We start from the raw sequence: 13,779 nt of genomic DNA, 5'->3' as shown, positions 1-13,779 counted from the left end.
CATTTTCAATGGGGGTCAGGAACAAAACACCCAAAACCGCACAGGCGGCCGGGCAATACGCGTAAGAATCGACGGTCATCGAATGGCCTTGAAATGAGCGCGACGCCGGGCAGCCGGAGCGGCCGCCCACGAAACCGCGTAGTTTACTGGGTTCCGCGCGCGCCAGCGCCGACGCGGCTATCCCGCAATTGCAACAGGGCCGACACGGCACCAGAGCAAGGACTGCCCGATAGGGTTAAAATGCGCGATTAATTCGGGGTTCCGGGGCCTGGCCTGGCCGGTTCGTTCCTGCCTTCATAACTTCAAGCCGGGGCGAGCGAGCGGTGCCAGCTCCTCGAACCCCGGTGTCTGTCGTCGGAGTTCGCTTACCTATGCGAGTCATCCTTGCCCAGCCCCGCGGCTTTTGTGCGGGGGTTGTCCGTGCGATCGAGATCGTCGATCGCGCGCTGCAACAGCACGGTGCGCCGGTCTATGTGCGTCATGAGATCGTTCATAACCGGCATGTCGTCGAAAATCTGCGTAATAAAGGGGCACGATTCGTTGAGGAACTCGACGAGGTGCCTCACGGCGCTGTCGCGATCTTCAGCGCGCACGGTGTCGCCCAGACGGTCGAGCGCGACGCGGAAACGCGCGGGCTCGACGTGCTCGACGCGACCTGCCCGCTCGTCACGAAGGTGCACGTGCAGGGCCGCCAGTATGCTGCGGCGGGCCGCCGGCTGATCCTGATCGGCCACGCGGGCCACCCGGAAGTCGAGGGTACGATCGGCCAGATTCCGGCCGAGGTGATCCTCGTGCAGAGCGAAGCCGAAGTCGATACGCTCACGCTGCCCGTCGATACGCCCGTCGCGTACATCACGCAGACCACGCTGTCGGTCGACGACACGCGCGGCATCATCGAAGCGCTGCAGCGCCGGTTCACCGACCTGGTCGGCCCGGACACGCGCGACATCTGCTACGCGACGCAAAATCGCCAGGCCGCCGTACGCGAGCTGAGCGAACAGGTTGACGTGCTGCTCGTCGTCGGCGCGACGAACAGCTCGAACTCGAACCGCCTGCGCGAGATCGGCACCGAAAGCGGTGTGCCGAGCTATCTCGTCGCCGACGGCTCGGAAGTGAAAGCCGAATGGTTTGCGGGCGTACAGACGGTCGGCCTGACCGCCGGTGCGTCGGCGCCCGAAGAGATGGTCGAGGATGTAATCGGCGCGCTGCGCGCGCTGGGGCCCGTCGATGTCGCGACGATGGCGGGCCGTGAGGAAAAAGTCGAATTCAAGCTGCCGGCGAAGCTCACGCAAGCTGTCGCCCGCGAAGTTTAAGGAGGACATCCCTTGTCTATTCCGCTGCTCCAGCAAGTCCGTGTCGGCGCCTATATCGTGCGCCAGCACCTGTCCGGCAACAAACGCTATCCGCTCGCGCTGATGCTCGAGCCGCTGTTCCGCTGCAACCTCGCGTGCAACGGCTGCGGCAAGATCGATTATCCGGATCCGATCCTGAACCAGCGCCTGTCCGTCGAGGAATGCCTGCAGGCCGTCGACGAGTGCGGCGCGCCCGTCGTGTCGATCGCCGGCGGCGAACCGCTGCTCCACAAGGAGATGCCGGAAATCGTCAAGGGCATCATGAAGCGCAAGAAATTCGTGTACCTGTGCACGAACGCGCTGCTGATGGAAAAGAAGATGGACGACTACGAGCCGAGCCCGTATTTCGTCTGGTCGGTCCACCTCGACGGCGACCAGCAGGCGCACGATCACTCGGTGTCGCAGGAAGGCGTGTACGACAAGGCCGTCGCGGCGATCAAGGAAGCGAAGCGCCGCGGCTTCCGCGTGAACATCAACTGCACGCTGTTCAACGACGCGGTGCCCGAGCGCGTGGCGAAGTTCTTCGACACGCTGGGGCCGATCGGCGTCGACGGCATCACGGTGTCGCCGGGCTACGCATATGAGCGCGCGCCGGATCAGCAGCACTTCCTGAACCGCGACAAGACGAAGAACCTGTTCCGCGAAATCCTGAAGCGCGGCGAAGGCGGCAAGCGCTGGTCGTTCAGCCAGTCGTCGCTGTTCCTCGACTTCCTGGCCGGCAACCAGACGTACAAGTGCACGCCGTGGGGCAACCCGGCGCGTACGGTGTTCGGCTGGCAGAAGCCGTGCTACCTGGTCGGCGAAGGTTACGTGAAGACCTTCAAGGAACTGATGGAAACGACCGAGTGGGACAACTACGGCGTCGGCAACTACGAGAAGTGCGCGGACTGCATGGTCCACTGCGGCTTCGAGGCTACCGCCGTGATGGACACGATCGCGCATCCGCTGAAGGCGTTGAAAGTGAGCCGCAAGGGCATCAAGACCGACGGCCCGTTCGCACCGGACATCTCGATCGCGAAGCAGCGTCCGGCCGAGTACGTGTTCTCGCGCCACGTCGAGATCAAGCTCGAGGAAATCCAGCGCGCCGGCAAGGGCAAGCTGCAGAAGCCGGCGAAGCCGGCAACGGCGGCTTAAGCGCGTTTCGCCACGCGGGGGCCAAGCCTCCGCGCAGGCACAGCATGAATGAAGCGCCACGGAGTTCGCTCCGTGGCGCTTTTGTTTTGGGCCGGCGGATTGCCCGCACCGCGTTGTCGCGGCAGCCGCGCAATCACCCGCGTCGCGCGATTGTATCGGCCGCGCCGGTGCGGCCGGCCCTGTCTCCTCCATCCTCCCCGCGAAACCGGTTGCGGGGCGCTACGCGGCCAGCGATTCGGCCGCGTGCATGCGCATCTTCTCCGCCGCGCTCGCCACGAGCGCCGGCTGGCCGCTCGACGCGAACGTGCAGACGTGACGCCACAGCTCGGCAAGCCGATGCCGCGTAAGCGTCGCGATGCAGGTGTCGTGCGCCGCGAGCACGCGCTCGAGCACCGCGCATTCGTCGTCGCGCAGCACCCATGCACCGCTTTGCGCCGCGCGCGCCACGCCCGCATCGAGCGCGCGCTCCGCATCGACGCACAGGTCGATGTCCGCCTCCGCGCACACCGCATCGTCGAGCGCAAGGAACACCAGATAGACGCTCGTGCGCAATCGCATCAGCAGCGCCTCGTTGCCGTGCTCGCCGCGCAGCGCGACGAGTGCCATGTGGCATTTCAGCGAGATGTCGCGGGCATGCACGGGCGGCAGCGGCAGCAGCCACTCGCGGGTCAGCGGCACGTGGCGACGGTTTTTGCGGGCGGCTTTCATGAGTCGCGCCCGCCTGCGGCAGCGTCGCTCGCCGCGAAAACCGCCGATGCGATGCGGCATGCGACAGCGCCACGGCCTGCATGGCGGTTGTGCTTCGCACGACATCGCGCGCCGTGCATGTCGTTGCGTCGCCGCGTCGCTCGCGCATCCGGCAACCAACGCGGTGCCGACGCGCGCACGACGTCGGCGAATCGGATCGGGCAAGCCATGCTCGTCTCCTGCATCAGAACGTGTTCTCGCCCTTCAGGTAGTACGCAGCCTTCACGAAGAACGCCTTGACCGGATGGCCGCCCTGCACGTCGCGCGCGGCGCGCGCTTCCATCGCGGCCCGCTCTTCGCGCGACCGGTCGGGCACCGGATTGCGGACACGTTCGAGCGCACGCTGCATCGCGAGCGGATAGTTCTGGTTGCCGGCGGTCGTCGCGCGATAGCCGGCACGCGTCATCTGCATCAGTTGCGCGTCGGTTTCGGCGCGCGCTGCCGACCAGCTCAGCCGTGCGGTATTCGGCGACCAGTCGGAACCGGCCGACTGCGCGAAGCTGACGGCGGGCAACGCAACGAGTGCGCAGGAGAAAACAGCAACGGGAACGAGGGATCGCATGGTGGCCTCCAGATGGTTGTCCCCGCATCGATCGCGATCGTCGATGCGTTGAAACCATCGTATGTCGCGCTGCATTTCGCTTGAATAGCCGATTTCGCAATTGATATTTTCTGCTTTGCTTTCGGCGCGCGATCCGCGTCATTCACCCATCTCGCCAAATCGGAATTTCTTTATTTCATTCAATTACCTGATCGCACTTTTCCGGGTGCCCCAAAGCACGCGCACACCGCTTTTTCAATTTCCGAAATGACGTGTTGCCGGTGCGATTGCGGCCAGCGCACGTGCCGACAAGGCTCCCGGCGTGATATCGCGCATACGGATACCACGGGAGCGGTTTCATCGGATCAAACGGTTCTTCTGATACAGGACAAATCATCTGCTTAGGATTGCCGGACCGCGACACGACGCATACGGCAAGGACGCGCGATAATCACGCATCGGCCGTTTCGCACGGCGCCTCATGCATTCCCTTTTTTATCGAGTCCTTCCATGGCTGCCCTCGACACCACCGCCATCGACAGTTGGCACGCGCACGTCTATTTCGATGCAGCCAGCCGCGACGCGGCCTGGGCGTTTCGCCAGGTCGTCGACGAACGGTTCGGCGCGGTCATCGAACTCGGCCGCTTTCACGAGCGCCCCGTCGGCCCGCATCCGGCATGGTCGTACCAGATCGCGTTCGACGCCGCGCGATTCGACGACATCGTGCCGTGGCTCGTGCTGAACCACGGCGCGCTCGATATCTTCCTGCACCCGAATACCGGCGACGACCTGCGCGACCATCGCGATTGCGCGGTGTGGATCGGGAAGTCGTATGTGCTGAATCTCGACGCGCTGGCGGGTTAAGGTCTGACGCGCGGCCGCCCTCAACCAGGGCCGCATCCACGTTTCGGGCCGACGTGAAACGTCTCGCGGCGGCGCGCCAATACAGTGGGTTCCGTTATCGACACTTCCGGGACCCCGCCATGACACACGCCGACGCCGATGCCCGGCGCACCCATGAAAGCTGGCACGCCGCCGTCGTCGCTCGCGACCTCGATGCGCTGATGTCGCTGTACGCCGACGACGCGATACTCGAAACGCCGCTCGTCGTCGTCACGCTGCCCGAACACGGCTCCGGCGTGCTGCAAGGCAAGGCCGCGATCGGCGAATTCTTCGCGGCCGGCCTGCGCACTCCGGGCAACAGGCTCGGACGCTGGTACCGGACCGGGCTGTTCTTCTCGAACGGCCGCCAGCTCACGTGGGAATATCCGCGCGCCACGCCGGAAGGCGACCAGGTCGATCTCGTCGAGGTGATGGATCTGCACGACGGGTTGATCGTTCATCATCGCGTGTACTGGGGATGGGTCGGCTTTCTCGCGCTGCAGGCCGCCACGCCGGCGCCCGACCGCGCATGACGGCCGCCGCGCCGAACCGGGCCAAGGCCATGCAGACCGCCGCGCGCCGATAGCGCATTTCCCGGCAGGCGCGCACTTAGCGCGTCGTCACCGGCTCAACGCGGCACTCCGCTCACGCGACATACATCGCGACACTGACGAACTGGCACAGGCTGCCGGCCAGCACGAAAAGATGCCAGATACCGTGCCCGTGGCGGATGCGCTCGTCGTTGATGAAGAAGTAGATTCCCGCGCTGTAGATCACGCCGCCGGCCACGAGCCACGCGGTGCCCACCGGCGGCAGCGCATGGATCAGCGGGCGTACCGCGACGAGCGCCAGCCAGCCCATCAGCACGTACAGGATCATCGACAGCATGCGCGTGCGCCGACCGAGCGTCAGTTCCTGCACGATGCCCAGCACGGCGAGCCCCCAGCTCACGCCGAACAGCGACCAGCCCCACGGGCCGCGCAACGTGACCAGCGTGAACGGCGTATAGCTGCCGGCGATCAGCAGGTAGATCGCCGAATGGTCGCATTTCTGCAGGATCGCCTTCAGGCGCGGGTTGCGCACGCTGTGGTACAGCGTCGAAATCGCGTAGAGCAGGATCAGCATCGCGCCGTACACGCTGAAGCTCACCACCTTGTACGGGTCGCCTTCGAGCGCGCCCATCGTCACGAGCGCCACGAGGCCAGCCACCGACAGCACCGCGCCGACAAGATGGGAAATGCTGTTGAAACGCTCACCGACATGCACGACGTGTTCTCCTGCGGGTCCATCGGGGAAAATGAACCCTATGATACCGGCGGCAGGAACTTGCCGTGCTGCGCACCGGCAAACAGCGAAGCGACAGCCGCACGACACGCGCCTCCGCCCCGCCAAAGAAAAAGCGCCGCGAAATCCATCGCGGCGCTTTCTTGTCCATCACCGAACCGTTTCACCGGCCCGGCTGGTTCAGCAACACTTCCCCGCCCCCGACCCGTACCGCGCATTCTGACGTTCGCGGAAAAATTCCTCGTACGTCATCGGCTCGCGGTCCGGATGGGTTTCGCGCATGTGCGCGACGTAGGTGTCGTAGTCGGGCAGGCCGACCATCAGCCGCAACGCCTGCCCGAGGTAACGCCCCGCGCTGCGCAGGTCGCTGCCAAGATCGCTGAACATCGCGGCCTCCCCTTAACGTCCGCTGCCGAGCGCCTGCGCGGCCGGCATCGCTTCGTACGGCGTCTCGCGCACGGTCGGCTTCGACTCGCGGCGCGCGCGCAGCACGGCGATCACGCCGTACACCGCGATGCTGATCACGACGAAGATGAACAGCCCGGCCAGCGCCGCATCGATGTAGTCGTTGAAGATGATCCGCTTCATCTGCGCGAGCGACTTGGCCGGCGCGAGCACCTTGCCTTCGTCCACCGCGGCCTGCAGCTTCGCGGCGTGCGCGAGGAAGCTGACCTTCGGGTTCGCATCGAAAATCTTCTGCCAGCCGGCCGTCAGCGTGCAGATCAGCAGCCACGCCGTCGGCACCATCGTCACCCATGCATAGCGCTCGCGCTTCATCTTGAACAGCACGACGGTGCCGAGCACCAGCGCGATCGCGGCGAGCATCTGGTTCGAGATGCCGAACAGCGGCCACAGCGTGTTGATGCCGCCGAGCGGATCGACCACGCCCTGGTACAGGAAGTAGCCCCACGCGGCCACGCACAGCCCGGTGGCGACCAGGTTCGCGGGCAGCGACTCGGTGCGCTTGAGCGCCGGGTGGAACGTGCCGAGCAGATCCTGCAGCATGAAGCGGCCCGCGCGCGTGCCGGCGTCGACGGCCGTCAGGATGAACAGCGCCTCGAACAGGATCGCGAAGTGATACCAGAACGCCATCATCGCTTCGCCGCCGATCACCTGGTGCAGGATGTGCGCCATGCCGACGGCCAGCGTCGGCGCGCCGCCCGCGCGCGCGATGATCGTCGTTTCGCCGACGGCCTTCGCGGTCTGCGTCAGCATGTCGGGCGTCAGCACGAAGCCCCACTGCGTGACCGTGTTCGCGACGGCTTCCGGCGTCGAGCCGAGCACGGCGGCCGGTGCGTTCATCGCGAAGTAGATGCCCGGCTCGATCACGCACGCGGCGACCAGCGCCATGATCGCGACGAACGATTCCATCAGCATCGCGCCGTAACCGATGAAGCGCGCGTTGGTTTCGTTGTCGATCAGCTTCGGCGTCGTGCCCGACGAGATCAGCGCATGGAAGCCCGACACGGCGCCGCACGCGATCGTGATGAACAGGAACGGGAACAGGTTGCCCGCCCACACCGGGCCCGTGCCGTCGACGAACTTCGTCAGCGCGGGCATCTTCAGTTCCGGCGCGACGACCAGGATGCCGATCGCGAGACCGAGGATCGTGCCGATCTTCAGGAACGTCGACAGGTAGTCGCGCGGCGCGAGCAGCAGCCACACCGGCAGCACCGATGCGACGAAGCCATAGCCGATCAGGATCCACGTGAGCTGCGTGCCGCTGAACGTGAACCATGCGGCGAGCGCGGGCGAAGCGCTGACGTTCTGGCCGAACGAGATCGCCGCCATCAGCCCGATGAAGCCGATGATCGACACTTCGCCGATGCGGCCCGGACGGATGTAGCGCGTATAGACGCCCATGAACAGCGCGATCGGAATCGTCGCGGCGACGGTGAACGTGCCCCACGGCGAATTGGTCAGCGCCTTCACGACGATCAGCGCGAGCACCGCGAGGATGATCACCATGATCAGGAACGCGCCGAACAGCGCGATCACGCCGGGCACCGTGCCGAGCTCCATCTTGACGAGATCGCCGAGCGAGCGGCCGTCGCGGCGCGTCGAGATGAACAGCACGATGAAGTCCTGCACCGCGCCGGCAAACACCACGCCGGCCAGGATCCACAGCATGCCGGGCGTGTAGCCCATCTGCGCGGCGAGCACGGGCCCGACGAGCGGCCCCGCGCCGGCGATCGCGGCGAAGTGATGGCCGAACAGCACGTACTTGTTGGTCGGCACGTAGTCGAGGCCGTCGTTGTACTTGACCGCCGGCGTCATCCGCAGCCCGTCGAGCTGCATGACCTTGCTGGCGATGAAACGGCTGTAGAAGCGATACGCGATCAGATACACGCAGACTGCGGCGATCACGATCCAGAGGGCACTGACGCGCTCGCCGTGCGCGAGTGCGATCGTTCCGAACGAGAACGCGCCGAGCAGCGCGACCGCGATCCAGAGCAGGGTACTGGAAGCCCGATTCATGGCGTCTCCTGGTCTCCAATGTGGTTTTGATGGCATGCGGCGAGGTGGCCGCACACGCGTGACGTCGATGCGTCGCGCCGCGGTCTCGCAAAGGCCGCGGCGATGGGCCGTAGTATTCCGTGCGATGGGGGCGGCTTACAAGCGGATAACTACGTATGCGGGGCTACGTAGAATTACGTAGAACTGCGTTCCGGCCGAACCTTGCGCGAGACTGCGGCAGGCATTGATCGATGCGCCCGGTTTGCTGCCCAAGAGCGAGGAAACCGGCACCTCGCCGTGCGCAACAGGGCCGCGAGCTGGCGCGCCACCGGCCGATGCCGGTATTCCGGCCATCGCGCGCGGCAGCCGGACGGGCGCTTCGCCGCCCGTCCGGCGCGCGCCCTCGATCATTTGACCTTGCACTGCGCATGCATGTTGGCCGCCCCGGTTTCGCGCCACGGACCCCATTCGCCGCCCTGGCCGGGCACGTCGCCCAGCACCCACCAGCCGTTCATCCAGCGCTTGCCCGCGTAAGCGACCTTCTGGCAAGGGGCGGCGTAGGTCCGCTTCGGATCCCATGACTCGACTGCCTCGCCGGCATCGGCCTGGACCGTCACACGGTGCGTGGCCACGGACTGGCGGTTCAGCACATCGGTCACCGTCACGCGGAAGTCATATCCGCGCTCGCTCCCGGCCTTCGGCGCGACGAAGCTCGCCGTCGCTCCCTGCTGGCTGAGCTGCACGCCGGGCGGGCTCGTCCACGCGTACGACAGGCCCTTCCCGGTCGATTGCGCGCCCGACAACGTGACGCGTTCGCCGCCCACGGCCCGTGTCGGGCCGGCGATCGACGCGCCCGGCGGCGCGATCGTCCCTTGCGCCTTCACCTTGAGCACGTGCGTCGTGCTGGCCGCATACCCGTTGCCGTTGATCACGGTCAGCCCGAACGCGTACTCGCGATCCCGGTCGGCCGGCGGGACGACCACGTTCGCACGGCTGCCGTTCTGCTCCAGCGCGACGCCGGCCGGCGCGCTCCATCGGTATCGCAGGCGATCGCCGACCGATGCGTCGCCGGACAACGTGACCGTTGTGTTCGCATCGGCTTGCGCGGGCCCCGTGATGGCGGCCTCCGGCAGCAGCACGCCGTCGTTCTTCACGGTGACCACGGCGCCGTCCGGCCCGACCGAGTTCACCGTGACGATCTTGCCGGACAGCGTGTCGTGCAGCGCGTGACCCGGCATCAGCGGGGCATCCTTCATGCCGCCGGCGCTGCCGGGCGTCGTATCCACCAGCGTATTCTTCAGCGAACTGCCCTGATACCGGACAGTCCTCACGATCACGCCGTTGACGAACGGATCGTCCGCCTTCCAGTCGTCGAAACCGCGCAGCGGCTGCCGGAATTCGAGCCACAGCTGCGTGCCGTCGCTTCGCGCGATGCGATAGCCTTTCGCACCCGCCTGGTCGCCGAACAGCGGCATCAGCCTGTAGGTGCCGGACTCGCGAATTTCCGGCACCTGGGCTTGATCGAGCCAGCCGGAGAACAGCTGGTAGCTGCCGGGATAAAGGCGACGGCCGCCGCCGCCGACGGTGTCGGACGGATCGTCGACCTTGCCCGTGCGGCACGCGGCACCCACCTGCACCGTGCCGCCGACGGTCGGGCAGTCGATCAGCGAATCGGGGTGGGACGCGCCGAGCGAATGACCGAATTCGTGTGTCCACATCCAGTATCCGCGGCCATTGCCGTTCGACAGGATCCAGTTGCCCGGCTGCGCCGCCAGCCCCGCCCAGCCGCAACTGCCGAGCTTCGAGAAATCGACGAGCAGGTAGTCGAATCGCGCCGGATCGGTGCCCTGCGCCAGCGCGGCCTTGCGGGCCGAGTCGAGCAACGCACCCGAGCTGCAGGTCGCCGGGCGGGCGCCCAGGTCGACGTCGCCGAGCACGGTCCCGCCCAGCGTGGCCTTGCCGTGGGACGCCACTTCGATATAGCGGCGCAGCGACGAATAGTCGTCGCCATCGCCGAACACGGCCTTGCGGACGATCTCGGGATCGTTCGCCGCGGCGTTGCTGAAGTGCGCGGTCAATGCCAGCGCCGTCCTGTTGCCCATCAGCGGGCGCTGCGGCGGCGCAAACGTCGTCGCCGACACCCACGCCGCCGATGCCTCGCCGCGGGCGAACTGCATCGCGACGCCCTGGCTCCCGGCCCGGATCGCGAGCACTTCGTCTCGCCCCGTCGAGATCCGGTACGCGTTCAGCATGCCAAGACGGCCGGCCGGCCCCGTCTCGAAGCGCCACTGGGACATCTTCGCGTCGCCGCTGGCGCACGCGTCGATCGACACGCCGCCCATGCCGGTATTGCCGGCCCGGGTGCGCAGGCACATGTCCTGGCCGCGTGCCTGCGTGGCCCCGGCATTGCGGATCTGGTAATACCCCGCGCCCGGCACAAACGCCCAGTCCTGCGCGGCGGCGCCGTCGCAGGTCGCGACGACGGGATCGGCGTTGCCCGGCTGCCACGCGAGGCATTGCTCGACACCGTCCTGGTAGTGCTTGATCGGCGCGTACGCGGGAGTGGCGGATGCGCCGGACGGTACCAGGATGGCCGCGACGGCCGCGGACAGCGCGGTCAGTGCGAAGGCATAGCTAAGGTTCTTCACGATCATGGAATGGCAAGGCGCAAACGGCGCGAATGGAAAGGAATCCGCATTGTTGCGACGCCCCGCTCCCCGCTCAAACATCCTCAACCCATTCTCAACGCGCCGACCGGCACCGCCGGTTTCGTTCCGGAGCGATTTCGCCCCGCCGCCTGCTCCCGAACGGCGCAAACAACGCTAGACTCTCCCGACGGGAAAACCCGCATGGCGCGAACCGGCAAGCATCGTTTGCCCGGGGCGCCCGGCGCTGCAGCATCCCGGTCGACATCCAACAACATCTTGTTCGAGGAAACGCCGCCCTATGCTCGACAGGCTCCGCCAGGTTCCGGGAATCGCAGCGTCGGCACGCCCGTCCACATGGCTGCTGCTGACCGGCGTCGCCGCGCTTGCGGCACTGAGCTGCACCGCCGCCGTCGAGACGCTGCTCTCGCCCGTGGATCGACTCTACTGGCACGTCGTTTCATCCGGCATCGATCGCGGGCCGCGCGACAAGGTCGCGGTGATCATGGTCGACAAGAAGACGCTCGCCGAACTGGGCGGCAGCGGGAGCTACACGCGCACGGCCTATGCGGGGGTGCTGGATCGCGTCGCCGGCGCGTCAAGCGTCGTCCTCGACATGACGATGATCTCGCCGGCGCAGGACGACGGGGTGCTGGCGGCCGCGATCGCGAGGCACGGCCGCGTGGTCTTGCCCGCCCAGATGTCGCCGGTTCACGACAGGGCCGATACCGTGATCCTGCCGGCGCGGTCGCTGCGGGAAGCGGCCGCGGCGATCGGCCAGCGCAGCATCGTGCTGGGCAGCGACCATCTGGTGCAGGGCATCGTGCCCTATGTCAAGAGCAGCAGCGGCGACGAAATTCCTCATGTCGGCCTGCAGGCGATCCGCGTCGCCAACGTGCCGCAGCCGGACAGCGACGTGCGTCGCCACGTGCAGCCGCATGTCACCAGGATGGGAAGAGTCGAAGACGGCACGATCCTGCTGGGCCTTCCGTTGCGCTTCGACCTCGCGAGCTACTCGTTCGTCGACGTGCTGAAGGGCCGCGTGCCCGCGTCGGCATGGCGCGACCGCATCGTGTTCATCGGCGACGGGATGTCCGAGATGACGGGCGTGTTCTATCTGTCGACGAGAAGCGGCGGAAGGGTGAAGCGTGTCGAGGTCGATGCGCTCGCCACCGAAGCGTTGCTCGACGGACACCTGATGCGGCGCGTGCCGGCCGGGATCCAACTGGTCGTCAGCATGGCGGTCACGATCGGCATGCTGCTGATCTGCTTGCTCGTGCCGGGCCGACGCATGTACGGATTCGCGCTGGCGTGGCTGGCTGCCTACGTCGCCGGCGAAACGGCGCTGCTCGTGTACGGCGCATACTGGACACCGGTCGGGCCGTCGCTTGCCGTGTGCGTGACGATCTTCGCCGTCTGCGGCTGGCGGCGCGCAGGCAGCCTGCGCGCCGCACTGATGAAGGAATACCGCGGGTTGCGCGGGCTGGCCGGCCGGCACGCGTTCGCGGGCCTTGCGCAAACGGGCGACGCCGACGATGCGGCGCCGACGGACGACGACGTCGCGCAGGCGATGTCGCGCATCCGCGAATGGCAGTCGACCTACGTCGACGTGATCCATACGCTGCCTTATCCCATCTTCGTCGAACAGGACGGCAGCCTGCTGATGTGCAACGAACGCGGCAACGCGATGCTGAAATCGATCGACGTCGACAGCGATGCGGCCGCCCGGCAGGTGATCGGCATCGCCTACGACAAAATCCTCGCCGCGAAGAAAACCGGGCGGATCCACTCGACCGAACTCACGCTGAACGCGCGCACGCACATGATGATGGTGACGCCGTTCGGCGACGGCGATCGTCATCGCTCCACGGCCAGCATGATCTGCCTCGTCGACATCCACAACATCACGGCGGCGGTCGAAAGCGACCGCATGACACTGCGCCACATGGCGCACGATCTTCGCAATCCGCTCTCGACCGTGCTGTCGCTGCTCGAGCAGCACAGCGTCACCGACGGTTCGACCGATCCGGATTTCCTCGCGGACCTGCACAAGCTCGTCGACTACAGCTTGCGCGTCGCGCAGGATTTCACCCAGCTCTCGCGCGCGGAGCATCTCGACCAGGGTGCCTACATACCGGTGTCCGCGAGCGACCTGGCGATGGAAGCGGTCGATCAGGTCTGGCACAGTGCGGGCGCGAAGCGGATTCGCGTCGACGGTCCGCATGAAGACGGCGACGAAGCGTTCGTGCTCGGCAATCGCGACATGCTGCTCCGCGCGCTGACCAACCTGCTCGACAACGCCATCAAGTATTCGGACGAAGGCACGGTCGTCGACGTACGGATCACCTCCGACGAGCGCCACGTCTCCATCGCCGTGGCGGACAACGGCATCGGCATCCCGGCCGAGGCGATGCCCCGGCTGTTCGAGCCGTTCTTCCAGGTGGATGGCACGTATCGCGATGCAAGCGGCGGCGTCGGGCTCGGGCTGCCGTTCGTCAAGACGGTCATCGAGCGCCACGGCGGATCGATCGACGTGACGTCCGCGCCACGGCAAGGCAGCCGCTTCACCGTGCACTTGCCGATGACCCGCGCGGGCACGGACGACGCCGCATAGCGGCCGGCGGCCGCCAGAAACAAAAAACCCTCGCACGAGGCGAGGGCCGGGCCGGCATCGGTCGATGCCGGTTCGAGGATACGGGTTCGACGCCGGCCCGGGCATGCAGCGCGGGCCGGCGTA

11 protein-coding genes are annotated in these 13,779 nt (G+C 66.6%); 5 read left to right on the top strand and 6 right to left on the bottom strand.

The window, feature by feature from the left end:
- The first annotated feature begins 371 nt into the window (after positions 1–371).
- Both ispH and hpnH read left to right on the top strand, forming a co-directional pair.
- Entirely contained in the window at positions 372–1,313 is a 942-nt protein-coding gene (gene ispH, locus ABD05_RS22020) for a 4-hydroxy-3-methylbut-2-enyl diphosphate reductase (protein WP_047902197.1), read from the top strand.
- A gap of 12 nt (positions 1,314–1,325) precedes the next feature.
- Positions 1,326–2,486 (top strand): adenosyl-hopene transferase HpnH, encoded by a 1,161-nt coding sequence (hpnH, locus tag ABD05_RS22015; protein WP_047902196.1) that lies wholly within the window; start codon positions 1,326–1,328, stop codon positions 2,484–2,486.
- Positions 2,487–2,705: 219 nt separating this feature from the next.
- On the opposite strand, the gene ABD05_RS22010 is transcribed toward hpnH, so the two are convergent.
- Entirely contained in the window at positions 2,706–3,194 is a 489-nt protein-coding gene (locus ABD05_RS22010; RefSeq protein WP_047902195.1) for a hypothetical protein, read from the bottom strand.
- 223 nt (positions 3,195–3,417) lie between these two features.
- A complete protein-coding gene (locus tag ABD05_RS22005) occupies positions 3,418–3,795 on the bottom strand; it encodes a hypothetical protein (RefSeq protein WP_047903725.1) in 378 nt (125 codons plus the stop codon).
- Positions 3,796–4,284: 489 nt separating this feature from the next.
- Here ABD05_RS22005 and ABD05_RS22000 point away from each other — a divergent pair, with 489 nt between their 5' ends.
- A complete protein-coding gene (locus tag ABD05_RS22000; protein WP_047902194.1) occupies positions 4,285–4,638 on the top strand; it encodes a DOPA 4,5-dioxygenase family protein in 354 nt (117 codons plus the stop codon).
- A 119-nt stretch (positions 4,639–4,757) separates the two neighbouring features.
- Entirely contained in the window at positions 4,758–5,189 is a 432-nt protein-coding gene (locus ABD05_RS21995) for a nuclear transport factor 2 family protein (RefSeq protein WP_047902193.1), read from the top strand.
- 112 nt (positions 5,190–5,301) lie between these two features.
- Here ABD05_RS21995 and trhA read toward each other — a convergent pair whose 3' ends face one another.
- From trhA to ABD05_RS21975, 4 genes are all read right to left on the bottom strand, one after another.
- Entirely contained in the window at positions 5,302–5,922 is a 621-nt protein-coding gene (gene trhA / locus ABD05_RS21990) for a PAQR family membrane homeostasis protein TrhA (protein ID WP_047902192.1), read from the bottom strand.
- A 198-nt stretch (positions 5,923–6,120) separates the two neighbouring features.
- Complete coding sequence (locus tag ABD05_RS21985) at positions 6,121–6,327, bottom strand: YbdD/YjiX family protein (RefSeq protein ID WP_006480280.1); 207 nt, start codon at positions 6,325–6,327, stop codon at positions 6,121–6,123.
- Positions 6,328–6,339: 12 nt separating this feature from the next.
- Positions 6,340–8,418: a carbon starvation CstA family protein gene (locus ABD05_RS21980; RefSeq protein ID WP_047902191.1), complete on the bottom strand. Its 2,079-nt coding sequence runs from the start codon at positions 8,416–8,418 to the stop codon at positions 6,340–6,342.
- A 386-nt stretch (positions 8,419–8,804) separates the two neighbouring features.
- Positions 8,805–11,051, bottom strand: a complete 2,247-nt coding sequence (locus ABD05_RS21975) for a carbohydrate-binding protein (RefSeq protein WP_082146191.1) — start codon at positions 11,049–11,051, stop codon at positions 8,805–8,807.
- A gap of 292 nt (positions 11,052–11,343) precedes the next feature.
- Here ABD05_RS21975 and ABD05_RS21970 point away from each other — a divergent pair, with 292 nt between their 5' ends.
- Positions 11,344–13,656: an ATP-binding protein gene (locus ABD05_RS21970; protein ID WP_047902190.1), complete on the top strand. Its 2,313-nt coding sequence runs from the start codon at positions 11,344–11,346 to the stop codon at positions 13,654–13,656.
- Positions 13,657–13,779 lie beyond the last annotated feature (123 nt).

This window comes from Burkholderia pyrrocinia, assembly GCF_001028665.1.
GTDB lineage: Bacteria > Pseudomonadota > Gammaproteobacteria > Burkholderiales > Burkholderiaceae > Burkholderia > Burkholderia pyrrocinia.
The sequence above is the reverse complement of the archived record's forward strand: the minus strand, read 5'-3'. Positions and strand labels throughout refer to the sequence as shown.

What these genes read in the sequence shown, in the direction of transcription:
- ABD05_RS21970 (WP_047902190.1), top strand. Translation starts at nt 11,344, where the DNA reads ATGCTCGACAGGCTCCGCCAGGTTCCGGGAATCGCAGCGTCGGCACGC.
- ABD05_RS21995 (WP_047902193.1), top strand. Translation starts at nt 4,758, where the DNA reads ATGACACACGCCGACGCCGATGCCCGGCGCACCCATGAAAGCTGGCAC.
- ABD05_RS22000 (WP_047902194.1), top strand. Translation starts at nt 4,285, where the DNA reads ATGGCTGCCCTCGACACCACCGCCATCGACAGTTGGCACGCGCACGTC.
- ABD05_RS22005 (WP_047903725.1), bottom strand. Translation starts at nt 3,795, where the DNA reads ATGCGATCCCTCGTTCCCGTTGCTGTTTTCTCCTGCGCACTCGTTGCG.
- ABD05_RS22010 (WP_047902195.1), bottom strand. Translation starts at nt 3,194, where the DNA reads ATGAAAGCCGCCCGCAAAAACCGTCGCCACGTGCCGCTGACCCGCGAG.
- ABD05_RS21975 (WP_082146191.1), bottom strand. Translation starts at nt 11,051, where the DNA reads ATGATCGTGAAGAACCTTAGCTATGCCTTCGCACTGACCGCGCTGTCC.
- ispH (WP_047902197.1), top strand. Translation starts at nt 372, where the DNA reads ATGCGAGTCATCCTTGCCCAGCCCCGCGGCTTTTGTGCGGGGGTTGTC.
- ABD05_RS21980 (WP_047902191.1), bottom strand. Translation starts at nt 8,418, where the DNA reads ATGAATCGGGCTTCCAGTACCCTGCTCTGGATCGCGGTCGCGCTGCTC.
- ABD05_RS21985 (WP_006480280.1), bottom strand. Translation starts at nt 6,327, where the DNA reads ATGTTCAGCGATCTTGGCAGCGACCTGCGCAGCGCGGGGCGTTACCTC.